Below are 19,702 nucleotides of genomic sequence, written 5' to 3' on the forward strand. Positions count from 1 at the left end.
GTCTGGTTCAGATATCCGGCGCCGTCAAGCCCCGCGTGCGACAATCGGCGGCATCATGCAGACGCGGTCGGAACCCCAGCAGCAGCGCAGCCGCGACAAGCGGGACCGGGTCCTGGCCGCGGCCGCCGCGCTGCTGCAGGAGCTGCCGTTCGACGACATCGGCACCCGGCAGATCGCGGACCGGGCCGGGGTCTCGGTCGGCTCCGTGTACCGCTTCTTTCCGGACAAGGACGCGATCTTCTACGCCCTGTCCGCGACCTGGCTGGACAAGGTGCTGGACCTCATGGACGGCCAGCTCGCCGCCCCGCCGCCGACGGCCGCGGAGCTGGTGGACCGGGTGGTCGAGGCGTTCGCGGAGTTCTTCCGGGCCGAGCCCGGCTTCCGGCAGGTCTCGCTGGGCAGCCAGACGCTGCGCATGACCCCGGGCTCGGGCGCGCGCAACGACGAGCAGCTCGCGGAGCGGCTGCGGACGGCGCTGGTGGAGCACTACGGCGTGACGGCGAGCGACGACCTGAGCCGGCGGCTGCTCCTGGCGGTGCGGCTGACCGAGTTCATGCTGAACCAGGCCTTCCGCAGCGACCCGGACGGGGACCCGTGGGTGCTGCGCGAGCTGAAGACACTGCTGCTGCGGTACCTGTTCGCCTGACCACTGCCTGTTCGCCCGGCCACTCGCCGGCTCATTCACGCGCCCGTTCGCTCGGCCGGCGCCCTGTGGTCCCCGCGCCGCACACTCACTCGGCCGGCGCCCTCTGCACCGCGCCGCGCATTCCTATTCACCCCTATTCGGCGTGGCCGGTGCAGAGGGCGTCGCCGAGGTCGGTGCGGTAGTAGAGGACCGAGCGGCCGGCCCGGCGCCGCGCGGTCAGGGCCGCGTCGCGCAGGACCCGCAGGTGACCGCCGACCGAACCCAGTGGGAGGCCGGTCAGGGCCACGAGCTGCGTCGTGCTCTTCGGTGCGGCCAGGAGTGTCAGAATGCGCGCGCGGGCGGGCCCGATGAGACGGGCGAGGGCATCGGGCGCCGCGACATCCGGGTCCTGCGCGAGCCAGCCCGTGCACGGATAGATCACCGCGTGCACGTCGCCCGGCTCCTCCCAGCTCACCCAGCCTCGATAGGCCGTGGTCGGCACGAACAGGAGGCGGCTGCCGCTGACGTCGCGGGGCGGGTAGTCGTAGGTGTTGATCTGCAGCCGCCCGTCGCCGAGCCAGCGCATCCCGGGGCGCATCCCGTCGAGGACCGCCGCCCAGCCGCCCGAGGTCAGCCGGTCGGTGCGGGCCACGATATCGGCCTCGAGCACGCGGCGGCGACGGGGCCAGCCGGGCCGTACCATGTGCCGCCACACCCAGTCGAGCAGCTCCACCGCGCGTTCGACCAGCCCCGGTTCGAGCAGCACGGGCGCGAGCGGGCGGTCCAGCGTCTCGAGGATGTCGCGGCGGGCCTGGTCGTCGGTCGTCGCGGCGACGCGGGCCAGGTCGTCGGCGAACCCGGGCGCCTCGGACCGCGGCGGCTTGACCAGGAAGTCGGCGAGCCAGCCGGGGCGGATCGCGTCGCGCAGGAACGGCAGCGCGAAGTCGTCGGCGCCCCAGCGCGCCCGGAACGCGGGCAGCGAGTCGGCGAGCCACTCCCGCTGGGCGGCCGAGACGCGGTGCTGGCCGTTGAGCGCGGCGAGCCCGCCGACGGTCTCGGCCATGGGCGACACGACGAACCGGCTGCTCGCCAGCACGTCCGCGTCGATCCGCCAGAGCCCCATGGTTCGTTTCGCCCCCGAACGAAACTGTACGGCCGCCTGTTCGTGTCCGGTTAGGCCGCCGGTTCGCCGCCGGCCCGGCCACCCGATCGCCATCGGCCCAGGGGCCGGTTCGCCGTCGGCCCGGCACCCGATCGCCATCGGCCCGGGAGCCGGTTCGCCGTCGGCCCGGCACCCGTTCGCCGGCGGCTCGGCCACCCGTTCGCGGCCGGTTCGGTCGCCCCGTTCGCCGTTGGTTCGGTCGCCCGTTCGCCGTTGGTTTCGTGCCTCCGCGAAACTCTTCGGCCGCCGGGTCGCGCTCCCGCAGACTGCCCGTCATGCGCACGTATCGCGAGCTGTTCGCCGCGGCCGAGTTCCGAGCCCTGTTCGCCACCGTCTCCGCGCAGGTCGCGGCCCAGACGGTGAGCGGCATCGCCCTGGCGACGCTGGTGTACGGCCGGACCGGTTCGCCCCTGCTGTCCGCACTGAGCATGTTCGGCAGCTCGTTCGCTCAGGTCGTCGGCGCGGCGACGCTGCTGTCCGCGACCGACCGGCTCCCGCCCCGGGCGGCGCTGACCGGCCTGGCCGCGTTCACCGCGCTCACCACCGCCGCGCTCGCGCTGCCGGGCCTGCCCACCGGCGCGGTACTGGCCGTGGTGCTGGTCCAGGGCCTGGCCGCCTCGATCGGCGGCGGTGTCCGTTTCGGGCTGCTTTCCGAGATCGTGCCGCCGCAGGGGTACCTCCTCGGCCGTTCCCTGCTCAACATGTCCGTCGGCGCCATGCAGATCGCCGGGTTCGCGGCCGGCGGCCTGCTCCTGGCCGCCGCGAGCCCGTCGTCGGTGCTGCTCATCGGCGCGGCCCTGAACCTGCTCGCCGCGATCGTGGCGCGCCTGGGCCTGTCCCCTCGTGTTCCACGCGCGGCCGGCCGCCCGTCCATCCGGGCCACCTGGCGGGGCAACCGCGAACTGCTGTCCTCCCCCGCGCGCCGCGCCGTCTACATTGGACTGTGGGTGCCCAACGGCCTGATCGTCGGCTGCGAGGCGCTGTTCGTCCCGTACTCCCCGAGCTCCGCCGGCGCCCTGTTCGTGGCCGCGGCTCTGGGCATGCTCGCGGGCGACGTGCTGGCGGGACGGCTCCTGCCCGCCCGCCTCCGCCGCCCCCTGACGACGCCGGTGCAGCTGCTGCTGGCCGTGCCGTACCTGCTCTTCGCCGCGACTCCCCCGGTGTGGGCGGCGATCATCGTGGCGGCGGTGGCCTCGATCGGCTACTGCGGCAGCCTCCTGCTCCAGGACCGCCTGGTCGAACTCACCCCGCCGGAGCTGCGCGGACACTCCCTCGGCCTGCACAGCTCGGGCATGTTCACGATGCAGGCGGTGGGCGCGACCCTGGCCGGCGCGGTGGCGCAGCTGATGCCGCCGGGGCGGGCGATGGCGGCGATAGCCGTGGCCTCGATCGCGGTGTCACTGCTCCTGGCGCGGGCTTTCCGCCGCCCGAGCGCCCCGGCCGCCCCCGACGGCGCCGCGCCCACGCAACCGCACCCAGCGCTGATCTAATCGATCATCGATCGAAGCAACGCATCGTGGTCACTGCCGAAGCTCTGCGACCACCCTGGCGGTGGCCGGGGTCGGGATGCCCGCCGCCTGGCCCGCGCGCAGTACCGCGCCGCCGATCGCGTCCAGCTCCAAGGGGCGGCCCGCCTCCGCGTCGCGCAGCATGGAGGACTTCATCGGGGCCGGGATCTGGTCGATGACGTCGAGCATCCGCGCCGCGTCCGTCCGTGTGCCGTTCGCCCGGGCCACCGCCGCCACCTCCGCCACGATGTCCACCAGATCGGCGCGGCGCATCTCCCGCGCCGCGCCCACGCTCGAGCGGGTCACCGTCGTGATCAGGGCCAGCGGCGCCAGCAGCGACATCTTGTCCCAGAGCAGGGCGGACTCCGAGTCGCGGACGATCACGTCCAGGCCGGCCGAGGAAAGCACGGCGGCGATCTCCGCGACACCGGAGCCAGGGCCAAAGCCGGAGCCGGGGCCGGAGCCGGGGCCGGCCAGTTCCACCCGGCAGAAGTCGCTGGTGTGGGAGATCCGGCCGGGCGCCACCCGCGTGCTCTCCACCCGGATCGAGCCCGCCACCACGCGCGCCGACGGGTAGCGCGAGCGCAGCAGCCCCATGTGGTCGACGCCGTTGAGCAGTGGCAGAATGAGGTCCGCACCGTCCTGCGGGACACGCCCCAGCGCGTCGTCCAGCGTCGTCGCCTTCGTCGCGACCACCACCAGGGCAGCCGGAGCGGTCAGGACCGTCACGGCCCGCGCCGGCACGGTGAAATCTCCGAATCGCACGCTGTGCACCGCGATGCCGTGCGCGTTCAGCGCCGCCGCGGTCTCGGGCCGGGCCACGTACACCACGTCCTCGCCGGCCCGCGCCAGCAGCGCACCCACCAGCCCGCCGACCCCGCCGGGGCCGACGATCGCCACCGAAACCATGCCCACCAACCTCAAGGAGCCGCCATGACCCGCAGGTTCATCCTCACCGGGGCCCCGGGAGCCGGCAAGACCACCATCGCCCTCGCGCTGCGCGAGCGCGGGTACACCGTCGTCGACGAGGCCGCCACCGACGTCATCGCCGAGACGCCCGAGATCGAGCAGGACGGGGCGGCGTTTCTCGCGCGGATTCTGCACGTTCAGCGGCAACGGCACGCGGGCGCGACCGGGGCGTTGCAGATCTTCGACCGGTCGCCGGTGTGCACGCTCGCGCTCGCCGAGTACCTCGGGGCGCGGCCGAGCCGGGAGCTGACGAGCGCGGCCGAGCAGGAAGGGGGGTACGAACGGACGGTCTTCTTCGTCCGGCTCATGGACTTCATCGTCCCGACGGCCGCGCGGCGCATCGGCCTCGAGGACTCGCGCCGCTTCGAGCGGATCCACGAGGACGTCTACCGGCGGCTCGGCTACACCCTCGTGGACATCCCGCCCGCACCACTGCCGGAGCGCATCAAGGCGGTCATAGCCGGAATCGGCTGACCAGCGCCGTCAGCGTGGCAGCGTTCGCGTTCAGCCGAGACGCGGCCGCCCGCGACGTCTCCACCGCCCGCTGCGCCGTCGCCACGCTGCTGTTCACCCCGTCGATGTCGGCCGCGATCGCCCCGGAAGCCGTGGCCGCCCGCTGCACGTTGCGCTGCATCTCCTCCGTCGTCGCCGTCTGCTCCTCCACGGCGCCGGCGATGGCGCGCTGGTACTCGCTCACCCGGTCGATCGCCTCCGTGATCGCGTCGATCGCCGCGACCGCCCCCTCGGTGTCGGCCCGGATCGCGGCCACGCGCGAGGTCACGTCGTCGGTCGCGCGGGCGGTCTGCTGCGCCAGCTCCTTGACCTCGCCCGCGACCACCGCGAAGCCCTTGCCGGACTCCCCCGCCCGGGCGGCCTCGATGGTGGCGTTGAGCGCGAGGAGGTTCGTCTGCTCCGCGATGCCCGAGATGACCTTGACGACGTCGACGATCTGCGCGCTGGAGTCGCCGAGCTGCCCCATGACGGTGGTCGCGCGCCGGGCGAGCTGGACGCTGTCCTGGGCGACGCGGGCCGCCTCGTCGGCGTTGCGCGAGATGGCGCTGATGGAGGCGGCCATCTCGGCGGAGCCGGTGGCGACGGTGTGCACGTTGCCGGTGACGTCGCGGGCCGACTCGGCGACGGAGCCGGCCTGGCGGGCCGCCCCGGCCGCGGCCCCGCCGAGCTCGTCGCCGACCGCGGCGACCTGGGCGGCCGAGGAGGAGACCTCGCCGGCGGTACCGCTGATCTCGCCCAGCAGCCCCCGCAGCTCCCCGACGGCGGTGTTCAGGGCGCGGCCCATGCGGCCGACCTCGTCGTCGCCGCGGGCGTCGACGGTGGTGGTGAGGTCGCGTTCGGCGACGCGCGCGAGGGCGCCGGTGAGCCCGGCGAGCTGGCCGGCGACGCGGCGCGCCCAGTACCAGGCGACCGCGCCGACGACGAGGGCGAGCAGCACGGCGGCGACGGCGAACGTGATGAGCATGCCGCGGCGGCCCTTGTCGAGGGTGCCGGTGAGGGCGTCGGCGTCGGGGCCGTAGGCGCGGGTGACGATCGCCCACTTGTAGGGGGCGTAGTAGGTGACGGTGACGTCGTTGCCGGCCGCGGGCGTCCCGGTCGCGCCCGGCAGGCGGTAGGTGGCGTGCCAGGCGGCGCCGGCGGCGAGCTTCGGGGCCTCGGTGGTGATCTGGTCGACGTAGGCGTTCCCGGCCGCGTCCTTGGCGTCGAGGCGCACCTGGCCGACGTCGGCCGGGATGTCGGAGGCGATGACGCGGCCGCGGTCGGTGGTGTTCGTGGAGTACACCGCGACGGAGCCGTTGGTGCCGACCTTGGTCTCGGCGATGGTCCGGGTGAGGTTCGCGATCGCGTCGGCCTGCGGCACGCCGTAGTAGATGGCGCCGATGACGGCCCCGGAGGCGTCCTTGACCGGGTCGTAGCCGGTGACGTACCAGGTGTCGACGACGAGGGCGACCCCGCGGTAGGGCTTGCCGTCGCGGATCGCGGCGGCGACCGGGTTCGCGGTGCCGTCGGCGGCGACGGCCGGAATGTAGGTGCCGATCGCGCGCTGCCCGGACTTGTTCGGCACGTTGGTGGCCACGCGCAGCAGGTCCCCGGCGGCGTTCATGCGCTGGAAGATGGTCACGGTGCCGCCGACCGTGCCGCGGATGTCGTCGACGACGGGGGTGGGCGTGTCGAGGTCGCGGTTCTGGCCCAGCCAGGTGCCGCCGACGGTGACCCGGGGCAGCACGACGGTGCTCGTCGCCTGGGTGAGCTGGTTGGTCGCGGTCCAGGCGACGGTCTGCGGGGCGAGGCGCATCCCGCCGAGCCGCCCGAGCTCGGCGGTCGCGGCCTGCTGGGCCCGGTCGACGCTGTCCTGCACCCCGTCGCCGACCGCGGTCGCGAGCCGGGTGACGCCCTCGGAGACGTGGTCGAGGTCGTTGCGCGACAGCGCCGACACGCTGGTGCGGGCGTCGTCACCGAAGCGGCTGCTCTCCACCGCGCCGACCCCGAAGAGCACGAGCGCGGTGACGACCGTGCCGCCGACGCCGAGCGCCAGCAGCCGATGACGCAGTTGCATACCGGCCCGATCGGCACCGCGGGACGGGACCTGAGCCGGACACGAGCTATGTTTCGGGCATGCCGCGGCCCGCCGAGACCTTCCCCCGCACCGTGCTGAGCACCGAACGGCTCCTGGTCCGCCCGTTCACGGCCGCCGACGCGCCCGACGTGCACGAGGCGTGGCAGGACGCGGCGTTCGTGGACGGCGCGCCGGTCGGCTACCCGTACGCGGCGGCGGACCTGGCCACGGCGGTCGCCTGGTGCACGAGCGGCATCGAGCAGCGGCGGCTGGACGGCAAGGGGGTCGGGTTCGCGCTGGTGCCGCGGGCCGGCGGGCGGCTGGCCGGGCACGTGTCGCTGTTCGGCGCCGACTGGCAGGCGCGCACCGCGGAGATCCACTACTGGACGGCGCCGTGGGCGCGGGGCCGGCGCTACGCGGCCGAGGGCGCGGCGGCGGTGGCCCGGTGGGCGCTGACCGAATGCGGCCTGCGGCGGGTGCACCTGCAGGCCGACACGGCGAACGCGGCGTCGCGGCGCACCGCCGAGACCGCCGGGTTCCGGTTCGAAGGCGTCCTGCGCAGCCTCGCCCCGACCCGGCAGGGCACCCGGGCGGACATGGCCGTCTACAGCCTGATCTCCGAGGACCTGCGGCGGGACCCGGCCGCGCCGCCGGACCGGCGCACCGGGTGACGTCGCAGTCGGGGGCCTTGCACACGTCGCCGGCGACGCGTACGACATGCGCGCCCCTCGGACCGCGCACAACCCGCGCCGTGCGGCCTGGGCCCGCCCGCGGCTCAGGGCAGCGCGTCGACCCGTTCGCGGCTGAGCACCTCGACGCGCTCGGCGTCGCCGTACTGCCAGGCGACGATCTCGCCGGTGTCCGGTTCGAGCTCGATCGTGAGGCGGGTCGCCGCGACCGGCAGGGAGAAGCCCCGGCCGTCGGTGGCCAGGCCCGGCAGCCCGGCGATCGTGCGCAGGGCGGCGGCGCGTTCGGGGCGGTCGAGGTAGCGGATCCCGACCATGTCGAGCAGGGACGTCACGATCGCGGTCGGGTCGGCGGTGGGGTCCACCGGGGGCATCGGCAGCTCGCCGGAGGAGTAGTCGACGGTCGAGCCGGGCCCGGGCGGGTCGACGCGCCGCTCGGCGACGCGGCCGGAGCCGTCCGGGGCGCGCCACCGCTCGCTGTCGAAGCGGGTGACGGCGGTGCCGGAGCGCACCCAGCGCACGAGGTGGACGCGGCTGTACCGCCCGGTGCTGCCGTCGGCCGCGGCCGGCCCGGCGGCCGCGGCGAGCATCAGCAGGCGCTCCCGCGCGGACGGTGTCCCGGGTGGCTGCCCGAGCACCGTCTGCGCCGCGGCCGGCAGCACGCCCGCCGCCAGGCCGCCGAGCACGACCGCCACCACCGCCCCGAGAGCCCGCACGTGCCACCTCCCGACGGGTTCAACCGCCGGGAGGCCCGTCGCGTTACTTGCCGGACGTCTTCGATCGGGAGCCGGTGCCGCCGGTGCGCTTGGCCGGCTCCGAGCCGCCGCCGTCCATGAGCTGCAGGATGCGCGGCGCGAGCGCGTTGGCCAGGGCCGGGGCCAGCGCGTCGGCGAGCGCCCCGGCCATCACCTCGGTGAGCAGCACGCGCTCCAGCAGCGGCGCGCCGCGTGGCAGCTGCGGCATGAGGGAGCCGGCGCCGTGGGTCGCCCGGCCGGCGTCGTTGAGGATGTCGCGGATCAGGTCGTCGATCATGCCCTCGGCCGGGCCGTGACCCCCGTTCTCGTCGCCGGCCATCTCAGCGGCGCGCCAGCAGGGCCGCGAGCAGCAGCGGGTGCTCGATCCCCTCGTGCTCCTCGTCGTGGCGGTTCATGAGCATCGCCAGCATCAGCGGGTGCTCGATGCCGGAGCGCCGGCCGCGGCGGCGGCGGGCGAGCGCGGCGAGCATCAGCGGGTGCTCGATCATGCTCTCGTGCTCGTCGCGGCGGGACATGAGCGCGGCGAGCACCAGCGGGTGCTCGATGCCCTGGCCCTGATGCTCGGGGCCGGTCTCCTGGCGCTCGGCGGTCGCACTGGTCATGGAAGTCTCCTCGCGTCGGCGTGTGTCCCGGCTGCTGCCGGTACGGGGTCCACGCTCGCCGGGGCGGGCGTGAGGCGCCGTCACCCGCCCGGCGTGAACGAGCCGGCCCTGCCGTCGCGGGGCCCATGGCGTCGCGGACGACGACGCCGGGGTGGGGGCACCACTGCCGCTGATCCCAGATATGAGATATCGTCCCGGAAATGGGAGACGAGCTGGAGGCGCGGCTGGCCGGCCGCCTGGCCGAGCTGCGCGCCGAGCGGGGCTGGTCGCTCGACGACCTCGCCGGGCGGGCCGGGGTGAGCCGCTCGACGCTGTCCCGGCTCGAACGCGGCGAGATCAGCCCGACGGCGGCGCTGCTGGGCCGGCTGTGCTCGGCGTACGGCCGGCCGATGTCCCGCCTGCTCGCCGAGGTCGAGCCGGAGCCCCCGCAGCTCGTGCGGGCCGCGGCCCAACCGGTGTGGCGGGACCGGGCGACCGGGTTCACCCGCCGCTCGGTCTCCCCGCCGCACCCGGGGCTGCGCGGCGAGGTGGTCGAGGCGGTGCTGGAGCCGGGGGCCGACATCGCCTACGAGGAGCCGCCGGTCGCGGGCCTCGAACACCACCTGTGGGTGCTCGAGGGCGGGCTCGAGCTCAGCGTCGGCGGCGCCGTGCACGCCGTCGGGGCCGGGGACTGCCTGCGGTACCGCCTGTGGGGCCCCTCCCGCTTCGTCAACCCGGGGCCGGCGGCGGTCCGCTACGTCCTGCTCATCGTCCTGCCCTGAGGATGGTTGCGATGCCCACGATCACGCGACTGACCCCGCGGGTGTACCCCGGCCACGTCGACGCCCTCGCCGAGGTCCTCGCCGACGCCGTCGCGCACGGCGCCTCGGTCGGCTTCCGCGCCCCGTTCGGCCCCGCCGACGCCGCCGCGTGGTGGCGCACCCGCGAGCCGGCCGTGCGCGACGGTTCGCTGCACGTCTGGGCGGCGGTTGACCAGGAAGCCGTCATCGGTACCGTCAGCCTCGCGCTGGAACCCAAGCCGAACGGCCGGCACCGGGCCGAGGTGCTCAAGCTCATGGTGCACAGCCGGGCGCGCGGCCGCGGCCTGGGCCGCGCGCTGCTGGCCACCGCCGAGTCGGCGGCCGCCGGGTCCGGCGCGACGCTGCTGCTGCTCGACACGGCTAGCGGGAGCCCCGCCGAGCGGCTCTACGCGTCGGCGGGCTGGACGCGCTACGGCGTCGTCCCCGGCTATGCCACCGACCCGGCCGGGACCTTGGAGGACTGCAGCTTCTTCTTCAAGCGGCTGGGCTGAGCCGCGCCCGGCCGCCGGCCAGCGGCAGCAGGCCGGCGGCCAGCAGCACCGCGGCGGCCGGGATCAGCTCGAGGCTCACCGGGATCAGCAGGAACGCGAACAGCACCGCGACCGGGCTCCAGGCCGGCAGCCGGTGCGCGCGCACGAGCTGGAACAGCAGGGTCACCAGGCCCAGCACGAAGACCGCGTTGCCGGCGATCGACAGCGGGCCGGGCAGCGGGGCGGCGCCGGCGAACGACGGCACGAGGTCGCCGGCGATGACCCACAGGAACGCGGCCGTCCCGGCGAGCGCGCCGACGACGGCCAGGTTCGAGGCCAGCCGGTTGCCGAAGTCGCGCGCCGGCAGCATCCGGCGGGCGCCGACGGCGAGCGCGCCGAGCAGCACCATCGCGGCGAAGAACATGACGTGGCCGGTGTTCCACATCCAGGCGCCCTTGTCGCGGTGCCCGTCGAGACCGTCGATGAGCCGCAGCACGCCGTAGCCGAACAGCAGCACCGGCGCCGTCACGGCCGCGGTGCGCACGAGCGAGGAGGAGGTCATGCCACGAGCGTCGTCGCCCGGGCCGACCCGGACATCCGGGCGAAACCCGGACGCGACCCGGAACCGGCACCCCGAGGACGGTTCAGCGCGGCGCGGCGGCGGCCCGGGTGCACAGCTCGTCGCACCACCGCGCGAACGGGCGGCGGTCCCCGCGGACCGGGTGGACGCGGTTGCTGAGCACGACCAGGCCGTAGCCGCGCGACGGCTCGAACCAGATCCGGTTGCCGACGAACCCGGAGGCGCCGTACCCGTCCGGCCCGGCGCCGGGGCCGCCGATGCCCCGCGCCGGATGCAGCCACCACCCGGCCGCGAACCGCTCCCCCGCCGGGTTCTCGGCCAGGCACGGCGGCGTGGGCCCGAACGCGGCGCGGGCCGCGGCGGTCACCAGTTCGAGGGTGCCGAACGCGCCCGCGTGGCCGCCGTAGCCGCCCATCGCCGCCGCGTTCTCGTCGTGCACCTCCCCGCAGACGAGCCGGCCCCGCCACGGGCAGTGCTCGGTGGCGACCGCGGGCCCGACCGGGCCGCCGAGGCGCAGCCCGCCGCCGTCGAGCGGGCGTCCCGTGAGGTCCTCGACGAGGGCGCCGAGGATGATGTACCCGAGGTCGCTGTAGACCGGGTGCGGCTCGCACGCCTCGGTGGCCAGCGCCGCGTCGACGATCGCGGGCCCGCGCAGGGTCTCGTGGAAGCGCACCGTGGCGGGCAGGCCGGCGCGGTGCGCGAGCAGGTCGTCGATGCTCGCCCGGCCCGCCGGCGTGCCCGCGGCGCGCGGCCACAGCCGGCCGATCGGCCGGTCGCGGGGCAGCCCGAGCGCGAGCACGGCGGGCAGCGTGACGAGCACCTTGGTGAGGCTCGCGAGGTCCCACCAGCACTCGGGCGTGGCCGGGCGCCCGGTGCCCAGGTCGGCGATGCCGTGCACGGCCTGGGCCAGGACGCGCTCGCGGTCGAACACGGCGACCGCGACGGCCGGCATCGGCGCGCGGGCGGCCAGGTCGTCGAGCCACATCTCAGGCGACCGCGGCGTGCAGGGCGCGGGCGGCGCGGATGGCGGAGCGGATCTCCTGCAGGCAGCGGTCCGGGCCGGCGGCGGCGGGCGGCTGCGGGGTGCTCGCGCGCTGCGGGTCGAAGCCGACGGTGTCGATGCCGCAGCGGTACCGCAGCCCGAGGATCCGGATCGCGTCGTAGTGCTGGAACGGTACGTAGATCGGCGAGGTGACGACGAGGATGCGCTCCTCGGCGCGCGGCCGGGCGGCGGCCGCCCAGTGCTCGTAGGTGTCCGCGGTGTTCGCCCGGGGCGCGGCCGGGTCCCGCGGCGGGGCGACGAGCACGGGCACGCCGGTGCCGAAGGCGGCCCGGACCCCGGCGGCGAGCGCGTCCGCCTCCGTCCGGCAGCCCTCGACGCCGGGGACGGCGCGCTCCTCGGGGCCGAGCGGCCGCAGGCTGCCCAGGGCCGCGACCGCCCCCACCCGGCGCGGGGCGGCGAGGCGGGCGGCGTGCTCGGTGCGCTGCAGGCAGGCGCGGGCCAGGCCGCCGAGGACGAGCACGTGCGCGTACTCGTCGTGCGGCGGCTCGACGCGGCCCGTCAGCCCGAGCGCGGCGGCCGCCGTCCCGGCCGCGGCCGCGAGCCGCACCGGGAGGTCGACGCGAATCCGGTCCCGCTCGACCCCGCCGAGGCGGCCGCGGAAGTTCCAGTGGGCGTCGGAGAACGCGTCGAGCCAGGCGAGCAGCTCGCCGGTCGGCGCGGACGGGACCTCGCCGCCGAACGCCGCGACGAGGTCCCGCATGGCCCGCGAGCCCGCCCAGCGGTGCAGCCGGGCGGGCAGGGTGCCGGGGTCGAGCCCCGGCGGGCACTCGGGGAGCTCGGGGTCTACTTCGTCTCCCGCAGGTCCGCGAAGATGTCGTAGCCGTGGATCCAGGCCACGTTGTCCGGCAGCGACTGCAGGCGGGCGTTGCGCTCGTCGGCCGGCGGGCCGTCGGGCAGCTGGAAGCAGGCCGCGTTGCCGCGCGAGCCCATCTGGATCTGGCGGGTGCGGGCCTTGCGCAGCTGCTCGTAGCGCTGCAGCCCCTCGGCGACCGGGAGCCCGTCCGCGGACAGGTAGTGCGCGAGGGCGGCGGCGTCCTCGATGGCCTGATTGCTGCCCTGCCCGGCGTGCGGCAGCATCGGGTGGGCGGCGTCGCCGAGCAGCGTGACCCGGTCGGTGCTCCACTTGCGCAGCGGCTCGCGGTCGTAGAGCGCCCAGCGGCCGACCTCCTCGACGTTGGACAGCATCGACACGACGGTGTCGTTCCAGCCGTCGAACGCGGCGAGGGCCTCGGCCGGCTCGCTCTTGGACGACCACGACTCGAGGGTCCATTCGGGGTCCGGCACGTACGCCACGAAGTTGATCAGCTCGCCGCCGCGGACCGGGTAGATCACCAGGTGCCGGCCCGGGCCGAGCATGAAGGTCAGGCCCATCGAGTCGGAGCCGGGGACCTTCTGCGCCGGGACGAGCCCGCGGAAGCAGCTCATGGCCGAGAACACGGCCTCGTCGGGCCCGGCGACGTGGTGGCGGACCGCGGAGCGCAGCCCGTCGGCGCCGACGACGACGTCGGCGGAGACCTTGGTGCCGTCGGCGAACTCGATCTCGGCGCCGTCCGGCGCCTCGTGCACGGCGGCGGCGCGGCGGCCGAGGTGCGGGGTGCCCCGGTAGGCGTCGAGCAGGACCTGGTGCATGTCGGCGCGGTGGATGCCCAGGAACGGGCCGCCCATGCGCTCGTCGTACCAGTCGCCCATCGGGTGCTCGTAGAAGATCTCGCCCGAGCGCCAGTGGTGGAACTGGATGCGCTGCAGGTTGCTCGCCACGTCCCGGGCGGCCTGCCCGACGCCGAGGTCGTCCAGGACGCGCATGCCGTTGCCGCCGAGCGCGATGCCGGCGCCGATCGCGCTCAGCTCGCCCGCCTGGTCGTACACCTCGACCTCGTGCCCCTTGGCCTGCAGGGCGATCGCGGCGGCGAGCCCGCCGATGCCGGAACCGACGATGGCGACGCGCAGCGGTGACGAACCCATCGAATACTCCACGTGTACGAGATATCGACAATGTGACACGGACAAATGGCCCACGGGGCGACGGAAGCCTATCCATCCGCACGTGCAGGATTCCAGCGTCCGGTGATGAATCTTTCATCGCATTTGCCAGCACTCGCGTGCGAAACCTGTTTCGGAATTGTCAATCCGCTGGTCAGCGACCTTCAATCCGGTCAATGGACTGCCCTCGATGGGATGGAAGGTGGGCATGAACCGACGAAGAAGGCTCGCGCTGTGGTTTGCCGCGGTCCTGGCCGGAACCGGCTCGGTCGCGGTGTTCGCGGCCCCGGCCTCCGCGCACGGTGCGATGATGCAGCCGGGCAGCCGCCAGTACCTGTGCTGGAAGGACGGCCTGACCGCCACGGGCCAGATCGCGCCGAAGAACCCGGCGTGCGCCGCGGCCGTGGCGCAGATGGGCCCGAACGCGCTCTACAACTGGTTCGCGATGCTGCGCTCCGACGGGGCCGGGCGCACGTCCGGCTTCATCCCGGACGGGAAGCTGTGCAGCGCCGACGCCAAGGTGTACGACTTCTCGGGCTTCGACCTCGTCCGCACCGACTGGCCGCTGACCCACCTGACCGCGGGCGCGTCGATGGAGTTCGACTACAGCAACTGGGCGGCCCACCCGGGCACGTTCTCGCTGTACGTCACCAAGGACGGCTTCGACCCGAGCAGGCAGATCACCTGGTCCGACCTCGAGCCGACGCCGTTCCTGCAGGTCACCAACCCGCCGCAGGTGGGCTCGCCGGGCACCACCGACGGGCACTACTACTGGACCGGGAAGCTGCCGACGGCCAAGTCCGGCCGGCACATCATCTACTCGGTCTGGGCCCGCTCGGACAGCCAGGAGACCTTCTACGGCTGCTCCGACGTCACCTTCGACGGCGGCAACGGCCAGGTCACCGGGGTCGGCGACGGCACCGGCGGCGGCCCGACGGGCGGCCCAACGTCCGGCGGCCCGACCTCGAAGCCGCCGTCGAACCCGTCGAGCCCGTCGGCGTCGGCGTCGAACCCCGGCAACGGCGGCAGCGGCGGCTGCACGGCGACGTACACGGTCACCAGCAGCTGGCAGGGCGGTTTCCAGGCCGACGTGAAGGTCACCAACCCGGGCACCGCGCCGATCTCCTCCTGGAAGGTCGGGTGGAACTACACCGGGGGCCAGACCGTCACCCAGGGCTGGAACGCCACGGTCACCCAGACCGGCACCGCGGTCTCGGCCGCGAGCGTCTCCTGGAACGGGACCGTCCCGGCCGGCGGCAGCACGAACTTCGGCCTGCTCGCCAACGGCACCGCGGGCACCGCGCCCACGCTGTCCTGCGCCGCGAACGGCGGCAGCCCGGCGTCGCCGAGCGCCGGCACCTCGTCGTCGCCGTCGCGCTCCTCGTCGCCCTCGTCCTCGCCCTCGGGCCCGGGCGGCGGCACGGCGTGCACCGGGGCCGCGTTCTGTGACGGGTTCGAGAACCAGAGCGGCACCACCGTCTCCGGCGACTGGACCACGTCGTTCGCCAACTGCCAGGGCTCCGGCACCGCCACCGTCGACACGTCCGTCGCGCACAGCGGCGGCAAGTCGGTGCGCATCAACGGCCAGGCCGGCTACTGCAACCACGTCCTGGTGAAGCCGACCAAGGACCTCAGCGGCCTGGGATCCGTGTGGTACGGCCGGTTCTACGTGCGCCACACCACCGCCCTGCCGACCCAGCACGTCGCGTTCGCGGCGCTGAAGGACAACGGCGACGGCGGCAAGGACCTGCGCATGGGCGGGCAGAACGGCGCCCTGCAGTGGAACCGCGAGTCGGACGACGCCACCCTGCCGGCGCAGAGCCCGGCCGGCGTGGCCCAGTCCAGGCCGCTGCCCGTGAACTCCTGGAACTGCGTGGAGTTCATGGTCGACGGCCGCGGCCTGCTGTCGACGTGGCTCAACGGGACGGCCGTGCCCGGCCTGACCGCGGACGGCACGCCGACGGCGGACATCGACCAGCAGTGGCTGGCGCGCTCGTGGAAGCCGCAGGTGACCGACCTGCGCCTCGGCTGGGAGGCCTACGGCGACGGGGCGGACACCCTCTGGTACGACGACGTGGCGATCGGCGCCTCGCGCATCGGCTGCTGACGTCGCTGGTACCGCGCCCGGCTCGTCGGAACCGCCACTCCGACGGGCCGGGCGCTTTCCCGCTCGGCCCGAGAGCCGGAGGCTGCGCGCCGCGACGTTCCCGATGCGTCCCCTGCCGGGCGACGAGTCCGAATGCCCCGAGCCGACGGAGAGCCTAAGCGCTTTAATCCTTTGCCTAAGAGCATTAGGGAGTCGTACCGTCGAAGGCGTGGAACCGATCACCGAACCCGACCTCCGCGCCGCCTTCGTCAACTGCTCCAAGGGCGAGGCCCAGCGCGCGCACGTGCCGCGCGACCTCGCCGAGCGGCGGTGGGACGACCTGGACTTCCTGGGCTGGCGCGACCCGGGCGCGCCCGACCGCTCCTACCTCGCCGCCGAGCACGGCGGCCGCCTCGTCGCCGTGTCGCTGCGCGTGGCGCAACAGCAGCGGCGATACCTCGCGCGCGGGATGTGCTCGCTGTGCCTCACCGTGCATCCGGGCAATGGCGTCTCGCTCATGACCGGCCGCCGCACGGGCAAGGCCGGGCGCAACGGCGACTCCGTGGGCGTGTACCTGTGCACCGATCTCGGCTGCTCGCTCTACGTCCGCGGGCTGCGCAAGCCGAGCACCGGCGGGCGGCTGGACGAGACGCTCACCGTCGAGGAGCAGGTCGAACGCCTCAACGACAAGCTCGCGGCCTTCCTCGACCGGCTCACTGACGCGGCCGGGTAGGCCCGGGCATGCCCGCCGCGACTGAGGAGATCCACAGGTTTCCTCAGGCTGGTCACATCGAGGCGGCGGAACCTGAGCGTATGGCGATCGGGGAAGCATCGAGGATCGTGCGCTGGTATGCGTACGCGGGCTGCCTGGCGGTCGTGCCCTTCGTCGTGGCCGGGTTCCGGCTGCCCTGGTACGGCACGGCGGTCGTGCTCGGCGCGGCCATGGCGGCGTGGGCGCTGCTGCTCACGCTGGTCCGGCCCACCGCGACGGCCGTTGCGCTGCCGGCGGTGTGGGCCGCGGCCGGGCTGCTCACGGTGTACGGCACGGGCACGCTCCTGCTGCACGGCACGGTCAGTGCGGGGGCGCTCGCGGCCGGCGGGTACGGGTGGGCGCTGCTCGTCGCGGCACTGTCGCATCAGCGCCGGCGCAACGCCGCGGCGCACCGGCACGTCACGCGCCCGGGCGCGACGCCGCACGCGCGGGTCTGACGCGCCGGGAGGAGCGCGCCCGGGCGCGGCCCGCGCGACGCCGCAGGCGCGGGTCTGACGCGCCGCGAGGAGCGCGCCCGGGCGCGGCCCGCGCGACGCCGCACGCGCAGGTCTGACGCGCCGGGAGGAGCGCGGGCGTCAGGCGCGGTACAGCGCGACCGTGCGCGCGGCCGCCTCCGCCAGCCGGGTCCGCAGCGACACCGGGGTCAGGACCTCCGCGTCCGGGCCCAGGGAGAGCAGCTGGGAGTAGGCGACGTCGGCGGACTCGGCCGGCAGCGCCACGACGACCCAGCCCGCCGCGTCGGGCGGGCCGGCGCCGTCCACCGCCGCGCGGTACGCCACCGCCTCGACGGCGAAGCGCAGCATGCGCAGCCCGTGCGGGCTCAGCCGCACCGTGACCGTCTCCGCCAGCAACCCCCGCTCGAACTCCGCCGCCCGCTCGGCCCAGAACGCGGCGAGGTCGAACCCGTCGTCGCGATCGAAGGGCGTCTCGGTGATCGTCGCCGAGCGGATGCGGTCCACGCGGTAGGTGCGCGGGCCGGCGTCGGCGCGGCCCACGAGGTACCAGACCCCGTTCTTGAGCACGAGCCCGAGCGGCGCGACGGTGCGGCGCACCTCGCCCTTGCGCCCGGCGTAGGCGACCCGCACGCAGCGGTCCTCCCACACGGCACGGGCCAGCCCGGCCAGCAACGGCGGCGGTGACGCGTCGCGGAACCAGCCGGGCGCGTCGAGGTGGAAGCGCTGCCGCGCGCGGGACGAGGCCTCCCGCAGCGGGTCCGGCAGCGCCGCGGCGACCTTCAGCTGCGCGGCCGCCAGCGCCTCGCCGAGGCCCATGTCGCGCGCCGGGCCGGGCAGCCCGGACAGGAACAGGGCCTCGGCCTCGGCGCGGCTCAGGCCGTTGAGCCGGGTGCGGTACCCGTCCAGCAGCCGGTACCCGCCGGCCCGGCCCTGCTCGGCGTAGACGGGCACGCCCGCGGCCGAGAGGGCCAGGATGTCGCGGTAGATCGTGCGCTCGGAGACCTCGAGCTGCGCGGCGAGCTCGGCGGCCGTGCGCGAGCCGCCCGACTGCAGCAGCAGCACGAGCGAGATGAGCCGGGAGAAGCGCACCGGCTAACGGTAGTCCTCGGGGCGGGTGAAGCCGCCCTGCTCGTACGCCCAGAAGTCGGGCGCGCTGCCGTCCGCGTCGGTGATGCCGTACTGCTTCGCCAGGTCCGCGCTCGACAGCGACGCGCCGTTGTGGCGCGCCTTGTCCGGGTCGTGGGCCAGGGCGGCGACCCCGCGCCCGACGTACACCGGCGACTCGGACATCGCGAAGTGCGCGTCCTTGGCGATGCCGTCGCGCCAGGTCGCCTCGGTGACCCCGAAGTGTTCGAGCATGAGCTCGGAGCGCAGGAAGCCGGGCGTGACCGACACCGCGGTGCCGCCGACGGACCGCAGCTCCTCGGAGAGCGCGAACGCCATCCGGTTCACCGAGGCCTTCGCCAGGTCGTAGAAGAAGGAGACACGGTACCGGCGGTGGTTGTACTCGGCCGTGCCGTCGGTCATCTCCACCACGAGGCCGCCCGGGTTGCGCACGAGCAGCGGCAGCGCCGCGTGGCTGGTGATGATGTGGGTGTCGACGGCCAGGCGCAGCAGCCGCTGCCCGCGTTCGAGATCGTCCTCCCACAGCTTCTTGTCCCAGGCGAACATGCCCTCGGCGCCCCAGATGTCGTTGACGAGCACGTCGAGGCGCCCGTGCTCGGCGTCGATGCGGTCCACGACCGCGCGGACCTGGGCCGGGTCGAGGTGGTCGGCCTGGATCGCGATGCCGGTGCCGCCCGCGGCGGTGACGAGCTCGGCGGTCTCCTCGATGGTCTCGGGCCGCCCGTACTCGGAGGCCTGCGTCCGCGTGGTGCGGCCGGTGCAGTAGACGGTCGCGCCGAGGGCGCCGAGCTGGACGGCGATCTGGCGCCCGGCGCCGCGGGTGGCCCCGGCGACGAACGCGATGCGGTTCTGGGTCATGCCCCCAACCTCGCAGGAAAACCTGACAGGGTACGTCCGACTTCCCGACGCGGATCGGACCCTCCGGCGGCCTCAGTCCCCCGCGGCCGGGCGCCCGCCGAAGCGCCACGGCCGGACGGTGAGCTCGTCGGCCGCGAACCCGGCCAGCGCCGCGGCGGCCGTGGCCGCGTCCGGGGCCTGCACGCAGGCGGCGGCCCCGGCGGGCGCGCCGTCGCCGGTCGAGCGCAGGTGGCCGAGCACGATCAGCCCGTCCCGCGCCCGGTCGAGCGCGCCGGGGTCGCCGGGGCCGAGGGCCACGACGAGGAACCGGGGGCCGCCCGGGCCGGGGAACGCCCACATGGACCGGCCGAGCAGGTCGTCGAAGCGGTACAACGCCATCGACGCGTACACCCCGGCGCGCCAGTTCGGCTCGCGCTCCCCGAACGCGCGGGCCGCGTCGTCCGAGGGCAGATCGGCGACGTGCAGGCTGCCCGTGGCGGTCCCGCCGCCGGCGGTGAGGGTCGGGCCGCGCGCGTACAGCTGCCGCGCGAATCCGTCCATGTACGCCCAGTGCGCCTCGACCAGTTCGTCCCGCAGCGCGGCGGAGCCGGGCCGGTCGGCGCAGTACACGAAGTAGAACATTGCCGCCAAGGTTAAG

At 74.9% G+C, this 19,702-nt stretch carries 21 protein-coding genes and 2 pseudogenes; 10 read left to right on the forward strand and 13 right to left on the reverse strand.

Annotated elements, in window-relative coordinates:
- Nucleotides 1–55 precede the first annotated feature (55 nt).
- On the forward strand, nt 56–646 hold the full coding sequence (locus tag ACQP1P_RS30320) for a TetR/AcrR family transcriptional regulator (protein WP_433075914.1): 591 nt from the start codon (nt 56–58) through the stop codon (nt 644–646).
- Between the two features lie 133 nt (nt 647–779).
- Here the strand turns inward: ACQP1P_RS30320 and ACQP1P_RS30325 are convergent, their stop codons facing one another.
- A complete protein-coding gene (locus tag ACQP1P_RS30325; protein WP_433075916.1) occupies nt 780–1,748 on the reverse strand; it encodes an ArsR/SmtB family transcription factor in 969 nt (322 codons plus the stop codon).
- 314 nt (nt 1,749–2,062) lie between these two features.
- Between ACQP1P_RS30325 and ACQP1P_RS30330 the strand changes: the two genes are divergently transcribed.
- The gene (locus tag ACQP1P_RS30330; protein ID WP_433075918.1) at nt 2,063–3,277 is read left to right on the forward strand and encodes an MFS transporter; all 1,215 of its coding nucleotides are present in this window, start codon (nt 2,063–2,065) and stop codon (nt 3,275–3,277) included.
- A 30-nt stretch (nt 3,278–3,307) separates the two neighbouring features.
- On the opposite strand, the gene ACQP1P_RS30335 is transcribed toward ACQP1P_RS30330, so the two are convergent.
- Nucleotides 3,308–4,204 (reverse strand): ketopantoate reductase family protein, encoded by an 897-nt coding sequence (locus ACQP1P_RS30335; RefSeq protein WP_433075920.1) that lies wholly within the window; start codon nt 4,202–4,204, stop codon nt 3,308–3,310.
- Between the two features lie 24 nt (nt 4,205–4,228).
- Between ACQP1P_RS30335 and ACQP1P_RS30340 the strand changes: the two genes are divergently transcribed.
- Nucleotides 4,229–4,738 carry an AAA family ATPase gene (locus tag ACQP1P_RS30340; protein WP_433075921.1) on the forward strand — a complete coding sequence of 170 codons (510 nt, stop codon included), beginning with the start codon at nt 4,229–4,231 and terminating at the stop codon, nt 4,736–4,738.
- Here ACQP1P_RS30340 and ACQP1P_RS30345 read toward each other — a convergent pair.
- Complete coding sequence (locus tag ACQP1P_RS30345) at nt 4,719–6,833, reverse strand: methyl-accepting chemotaxis protein (RefSeq protein ID WP_433075923.1); 2,115 nt, start codon at nt 6,831–6,833, stop codon at nt 4,719–4,721. The two genes, ACQP1P_RS30340 and ACQP1P_RS30345, sit on opposite strands and share 20 nt — an antisense overlap.
- A 59-nt stretch (nt 6,834–6,892) precedes the next feature.
- On the opposite strand from ACQP1P_RS30345, the gene ACQP1P_RS30350 reads away from it, so the two are divergent.
- On the forward strand, nt 6,893–7,504 hold the full coding sequence (locus ACQP1P_RS30350) for a GNAT family N-acetyltransferase (protein ID WP_433075925.1): 612 nt from the start codon (nt 6,893–6,895) through the stop codon (nt 7,502–7,504).
- 104 nt (nt 7,505–7,608) lie between these two features.
- Here ACQP1P_RS30350 and ACQP1P_RS30355 read toward each other — a convergent pair whose 3' ends face one another.
- From ACQP1P_RS30355 to ACQP1P_RS30365, 3 genes are read right to left on the reverse strand one after another with little or no spacing between them, the layout of a single operon-like run.
- The gene (locus tag ACQP1P_RS30355) at nt 7,609–8,235 is read right to left on the reverse strand and encodes a hypothetical protein (protein ID WP_433075927.1); all 627 of its coding nucleotides are present in this window, start codon (nt 8,233–8,235) and stop codon (nt 7,609–7,611) included.
- A 43-nt stretch (nt 8,236–8,278) separates the two neighbouring features.
- Nucleotides 8,279–8,593 (reverse strand): hypothetical protein, encoded by a 315-nt coding sequence (locus ACQP1P_RS30360; protein WP_433075929.1) that lies wholly within the window; start codon nt 8,591–8,593, stop codon nt 8,279–8,281.
- A gap of 1 nt (nt 8,594) precedes the next feature.
- On the reverse strand, nt 8,595–8,876 hold the full coding sequence (locus tag ACQP1P_RS30365; protein WP_433075930.1) for a hypothetical protein: 282 nt from the start codon (nt 8,874–8,876) through the stop codon (nt 8,595–8,597).
- Nucleotides 8,877–9,076: 200 nt separating this feature from the next.
- On the opposite strand from ACQP1P_RS30365, the gene ACQP1P_RS30370 reads away from it, so the two are divergent.
- Both ACQP1P_RS30370 and ACQP1P_RS30375 read left to right on the forward strand, forming a co-directional pair.
- Nucleotides 9,077–9,637 carry a helix-turn-helix domain-containing protein gene (locus tag ACQP1P_RS30370; protein WP_433075932.1) on the forward strand — a complete coding sequence of 187 codons (561 nt, stop codon included), beginning with the start codon at nt 9,077–9,079 and terminating at the stop codon, nt 9,635–9,637.
- 11 nt (nt 9,638–9,648) lie between these two features.
- On the forward strand, nt 9,649–10,167 hold the full coding sequence (locus tag ACQP1P_RS30375) for an N-acetyltransferase family protein (RefSeq protein WP_433075934.1): 519 nt from the start codon (nt 9,649–9,651) through the stop codon (nt 10,165–10,167).
- Here ACQP1P_RS30375 and ACQP1P_RS30380 read toward each other — a convergent pair.
- From ACQP1P_RS30380 to ACQP1P_RS30395, 4 genes are all read right to left on the reverse strand, one after another.
- Entirely contained in the window at nt 10,151–10,708 is a 558-nt protein-coding gene (locus ACQP1P_RS30380; protein WP_433075936.1) for a hypothetical protein, read from the reverse strand. The two genes, ACQP1P_RS30375 and ACQP1P_RS30380, sit on opposite strands and share 17 nt — an antisense overlap.
- Before the next feature lie 82 nt (nt 10,709–10,790).
- Nucleotides 10,791–11,711: a serine hydrolase domain-containing protein gene (locus ACQP1P_RS30385; RefSeq protein ID WP_433075938.1), complete on the reverse strand. Its 921-nt coding sequence runs from the start codon at nt 11,709–11,711 to the stop codon at nt 10,791–10,793.
- Nucleotide 11,712: 1 nt separating this feature from the next.
- Nucleotides 11,713–12,489 (reverse strand): hypothetical protein, encoded by a 777-nt coding sequence (locus ACQP1P_RS30390; protein ID WP_433075940.1) that lies wholly within the window; start codon nt 12,487–12,489, stop codon nt 11,713–11,715.
- An 83-nt stretch (nt 12,490–12,572) separates the two neighbouring features.
- The gene (locus ACQP1P_RS30395; protein ID WP_433075942.1) at nt 12,573–13,751 is read right to left on the reverse strand and encodes an FAD-dependent monooxygenase; all 1,179 of its coding nucleotides are present in this window, start codon (nt 13,749–13,751) and stop codon (nt 12,573–12,575) included.
- A 226-nt stretch (nt 13,752–13,977) separates the two neighbouring features.
- Here ACQP1P_RS30395 and ACQP1P_RS30400 point away from each other — a divergent pair.
- The 4 genes and pseudogenes from ACQP1P_RS30400 to ACQP1P_RS30415 form a co-directional block, all read left to right on the forward strand.
- Nucleotides 13,978–15,096, forward strand: a pseudogene (locus tag ACQP1P_RS30400) (lytic polysaccharide monooxygenase auxiliary activity family 9 protein); the annotation flags it as partial.
- A gap of 186 nt (nt 15,097–15,282) precedes the next feature.
- A pseudogene (locus ACQP1P_RS30405) lies at nt 15,283–15,876 on the forward strand (cellulose-binding protein); the annotation flags it as partial.
- Between the two features lie 208 nt (nt 15,877–16,084).
- Nucleotides 16,085–16,588 carry an FBP domain-containing protein gene (locus ACQP1P_RS30410; protein WP_433075944.1) on the forward strand — a complete coding sequence of 168 codons (504 nt, stop codon included), beginning with the start codon at nt 16,085–16,087 and terminating at the stop codon, nt 16,586–16,588.
- A gap of 80 nt (nt 16,589–16,668) precedes the next feature.
- Nucleotides 16,669–17,064, forward strand: a complete 396-nt coding sequence (locus ACQP1P_RS30415) for a hypothetical protein (protein WP_433075946.1) — start codon at nt 16,669–16,671, stop codon at nt 17,062–17,064.
- 138 nt (nt 17,065–17,202) lie between these two features.
- On the opposite strand, the gene ACQP1P_RS30420 is transcribed toward ACQP1P_RS30415, so the two are convergent.
- From ACQP1P_RS30420 to ACQP1P_RS30430, 3 genes are all read right to left on the reverse strand, one after another.
- The gene (locus tag ACQP1P_RS30420; RefSeq protein ID WP_433075948.1) at nt 17,203–18,171 is read right to left on the reverse strand and encodes a helix-turn-helix transcriptional regulator; all 969 of its coding nucleotides are present in this window, start codon (nt 18,169–18,171) and stop codon (nt 17,203–17,205) included.
- A 3-nt stretch (nt 18,172–18,174) separates the two neighbouring features.
- Nucleotides 18,175–19,065 (reverse strand): SDR family oxidoreductase, encoded by an 891-nt coding sequence (locus tag ACQP1P_RS30425; protein ID WP_433075949.1) that lies wholly within the window; start codon nt 19,063–19,065, stop codon nt 18,175–18,177.
- Between the two features lie 72 nt (nt 19,066–19,137).
- Nucleotides 19,138–19,686 carry a YciI family protein gene (locus ACQP1P_RS30430; RefSeq protein ID WP_433075951.1) on the reverse strand — a complete coding sequence of 183 codons (549 nt, stop codon included), beginning with the start codon at nt 19,684–19,686 and terminating at the stop codon, nt 19,138–19,140.
- Between the last annotated feature and the right edge of the window lie 16 nt (nt 19,687–19,702).

It is taken from the genome of Dactylosporangium sp. CA-052675, assembly GCF_050947935.1.
Classification (GTDB): domain Bacteria; phylum Actinomycetota; class Actinomycetes; order Mycobacteriales; family Micromonosporaceae; genus Dactylosporangium.

What these genes read in the sequence shown, in the direction of transcription:
- ACQP1P_RS30365 (WP_433075930.1), bottom strand. Translation starts at nt 8,876, where the DNA reads ATGACCAGTGCGACCGCCGAGCGCCAGGAGACCGGCCCCGAGCATCAG.
- ACQP1P_RS30345 (WP_433075923.1), bottom strand. Translation starts at nt 6,833, where the DNA reads ATGCAACTGCGTCATCGGCTGCTGGCGCTCGGCGTCGGCGGCACGGTC.
- ACQP1P_RS30390 (WP_433075940.1), bottom strand. Translation starts at nt 12,489, where the DNA reads ATGCGGGACCTCGTCGCGGCGTTCGGCGGCGAGGTCCCGTCCGCGCCG.
- ACQP1P_RS30380 (WP_433075936.1), bottom strand. Translation starts at nt 10,708, where the DNA reads ATGACCTCCTCCTCGCTCGTGCGCACCGCGGCCGTGACGGCGCCGGTG.
- ACQP1P_RS30430 (WP_433075951.1), bottom strand. Translation starts at nt 19,686, where the DNA reads ATGTTCTACTTCGTGTACTGCGCCGACCGGCCCGGCTCCGCCGCGCTG.
- ACQP1P_RS30375 (WP_433075934.1), top strand. Translation starts at nt 9,649, where the DNA reads ATGCCCACGATCACGCGACTGACCCCGCGGGTGTACCCCGGCCACGTC.
- ACQP1P_RS30325 (WP_433075916.1), bottom strand. Translation starts at nt 1,748, where the DNA reads ATGGGGCTCTGGCGGATCGACGCGGACGTGCTGGCGAGCAGCCGGTTC.
- ACQP1P_RS30425 (WP_433075949.1), bottom strand. Translation starts at nt 19,065, where the DNA reads ATGACCCAGAACCGCATCGCGTTCGTCGCCGGGGCCACCCGCGGCGCC.
- ACQP1P_RS30360 (WP_433075929.1), bottom strand. Translation starts at nt 8,593, where the DNA reads ATGGCCGGCGACGAGAACGGGGGTCACGGCCCGGCCGAGGGCATGATC.
- ACQP1P_RS30370 (WP_433075932.1), top strand. Translation starts at nt 9,077, where the DNA reads ATGGGAGACGAGCTGGAGGCGCGGCTGGCCGGCCGCCTGGCCGAGCTG.
- ACQP1P_RS30320 (WP_433075914.1), top strand. Translation starts at nt 56, where the DNA reads ATGCAGACGCGGTCGGAACCCCAGCAGCAGCGCAGCCGCGACAAGCGG.
- ACQP1P_RS30335 (WP_433075920.1), bottom strand. Translation starts at nt 4,204, where the DNA reads ATGGTTTCGGTGGCGATCGTCGGCCCCGGCGGGGTCGGCGGGCTGGTG.
- ACQP1P_RS30330 (WP_433075918.1), top strand. Translation starts at nt 2,063, where the DNA reads ATGCGCACGTATCGCGAGCTGTTCGCCGCGGCCGAGTTCCGAGCCCTG.
- ACQP1P_RS30415 (WP_433075946.1), top strand. Translation starts at nt 16,669, where the DNA reads ATGGCGATCGGGGAAGCATCGAGGATCGTGCGCTGGTATGCGTACGCG.
- ACQP1P_RS30340 (WP_433075921.1), top strand. Translation starts at nt 4,229, where the DNA reads ATGACCCGCAGGTTCATCCTCACCGGGGCCCCGGGAGCCGGCAAGACC.
- ACQP1P_RS30395 (WP_433075942.1), bottom strand. Translation starts at nt 13,751, where the DNA reads ATGGGTTCGTCACCGCTGCGCGTCGCCATCGTCGGTTCCGGCATCGGC.
- ACQP1P_RS30350 (WP_433075925.1), top strand. Translation starts at nt 6,893, where the DNA reads ATGCCGCGGCCCGCCGAGACCTTCCCCCGCACCGTGCTGAGCACCGAA.
- ACQP1P_RS30385 (WP_433075938.1), bottom strand. Translation starts at nt 11,711, where the DNA reads ATGTGGCTCGACGACCTGGCCGCCCGCGCGCCGATGCCGGCCGTCGCG.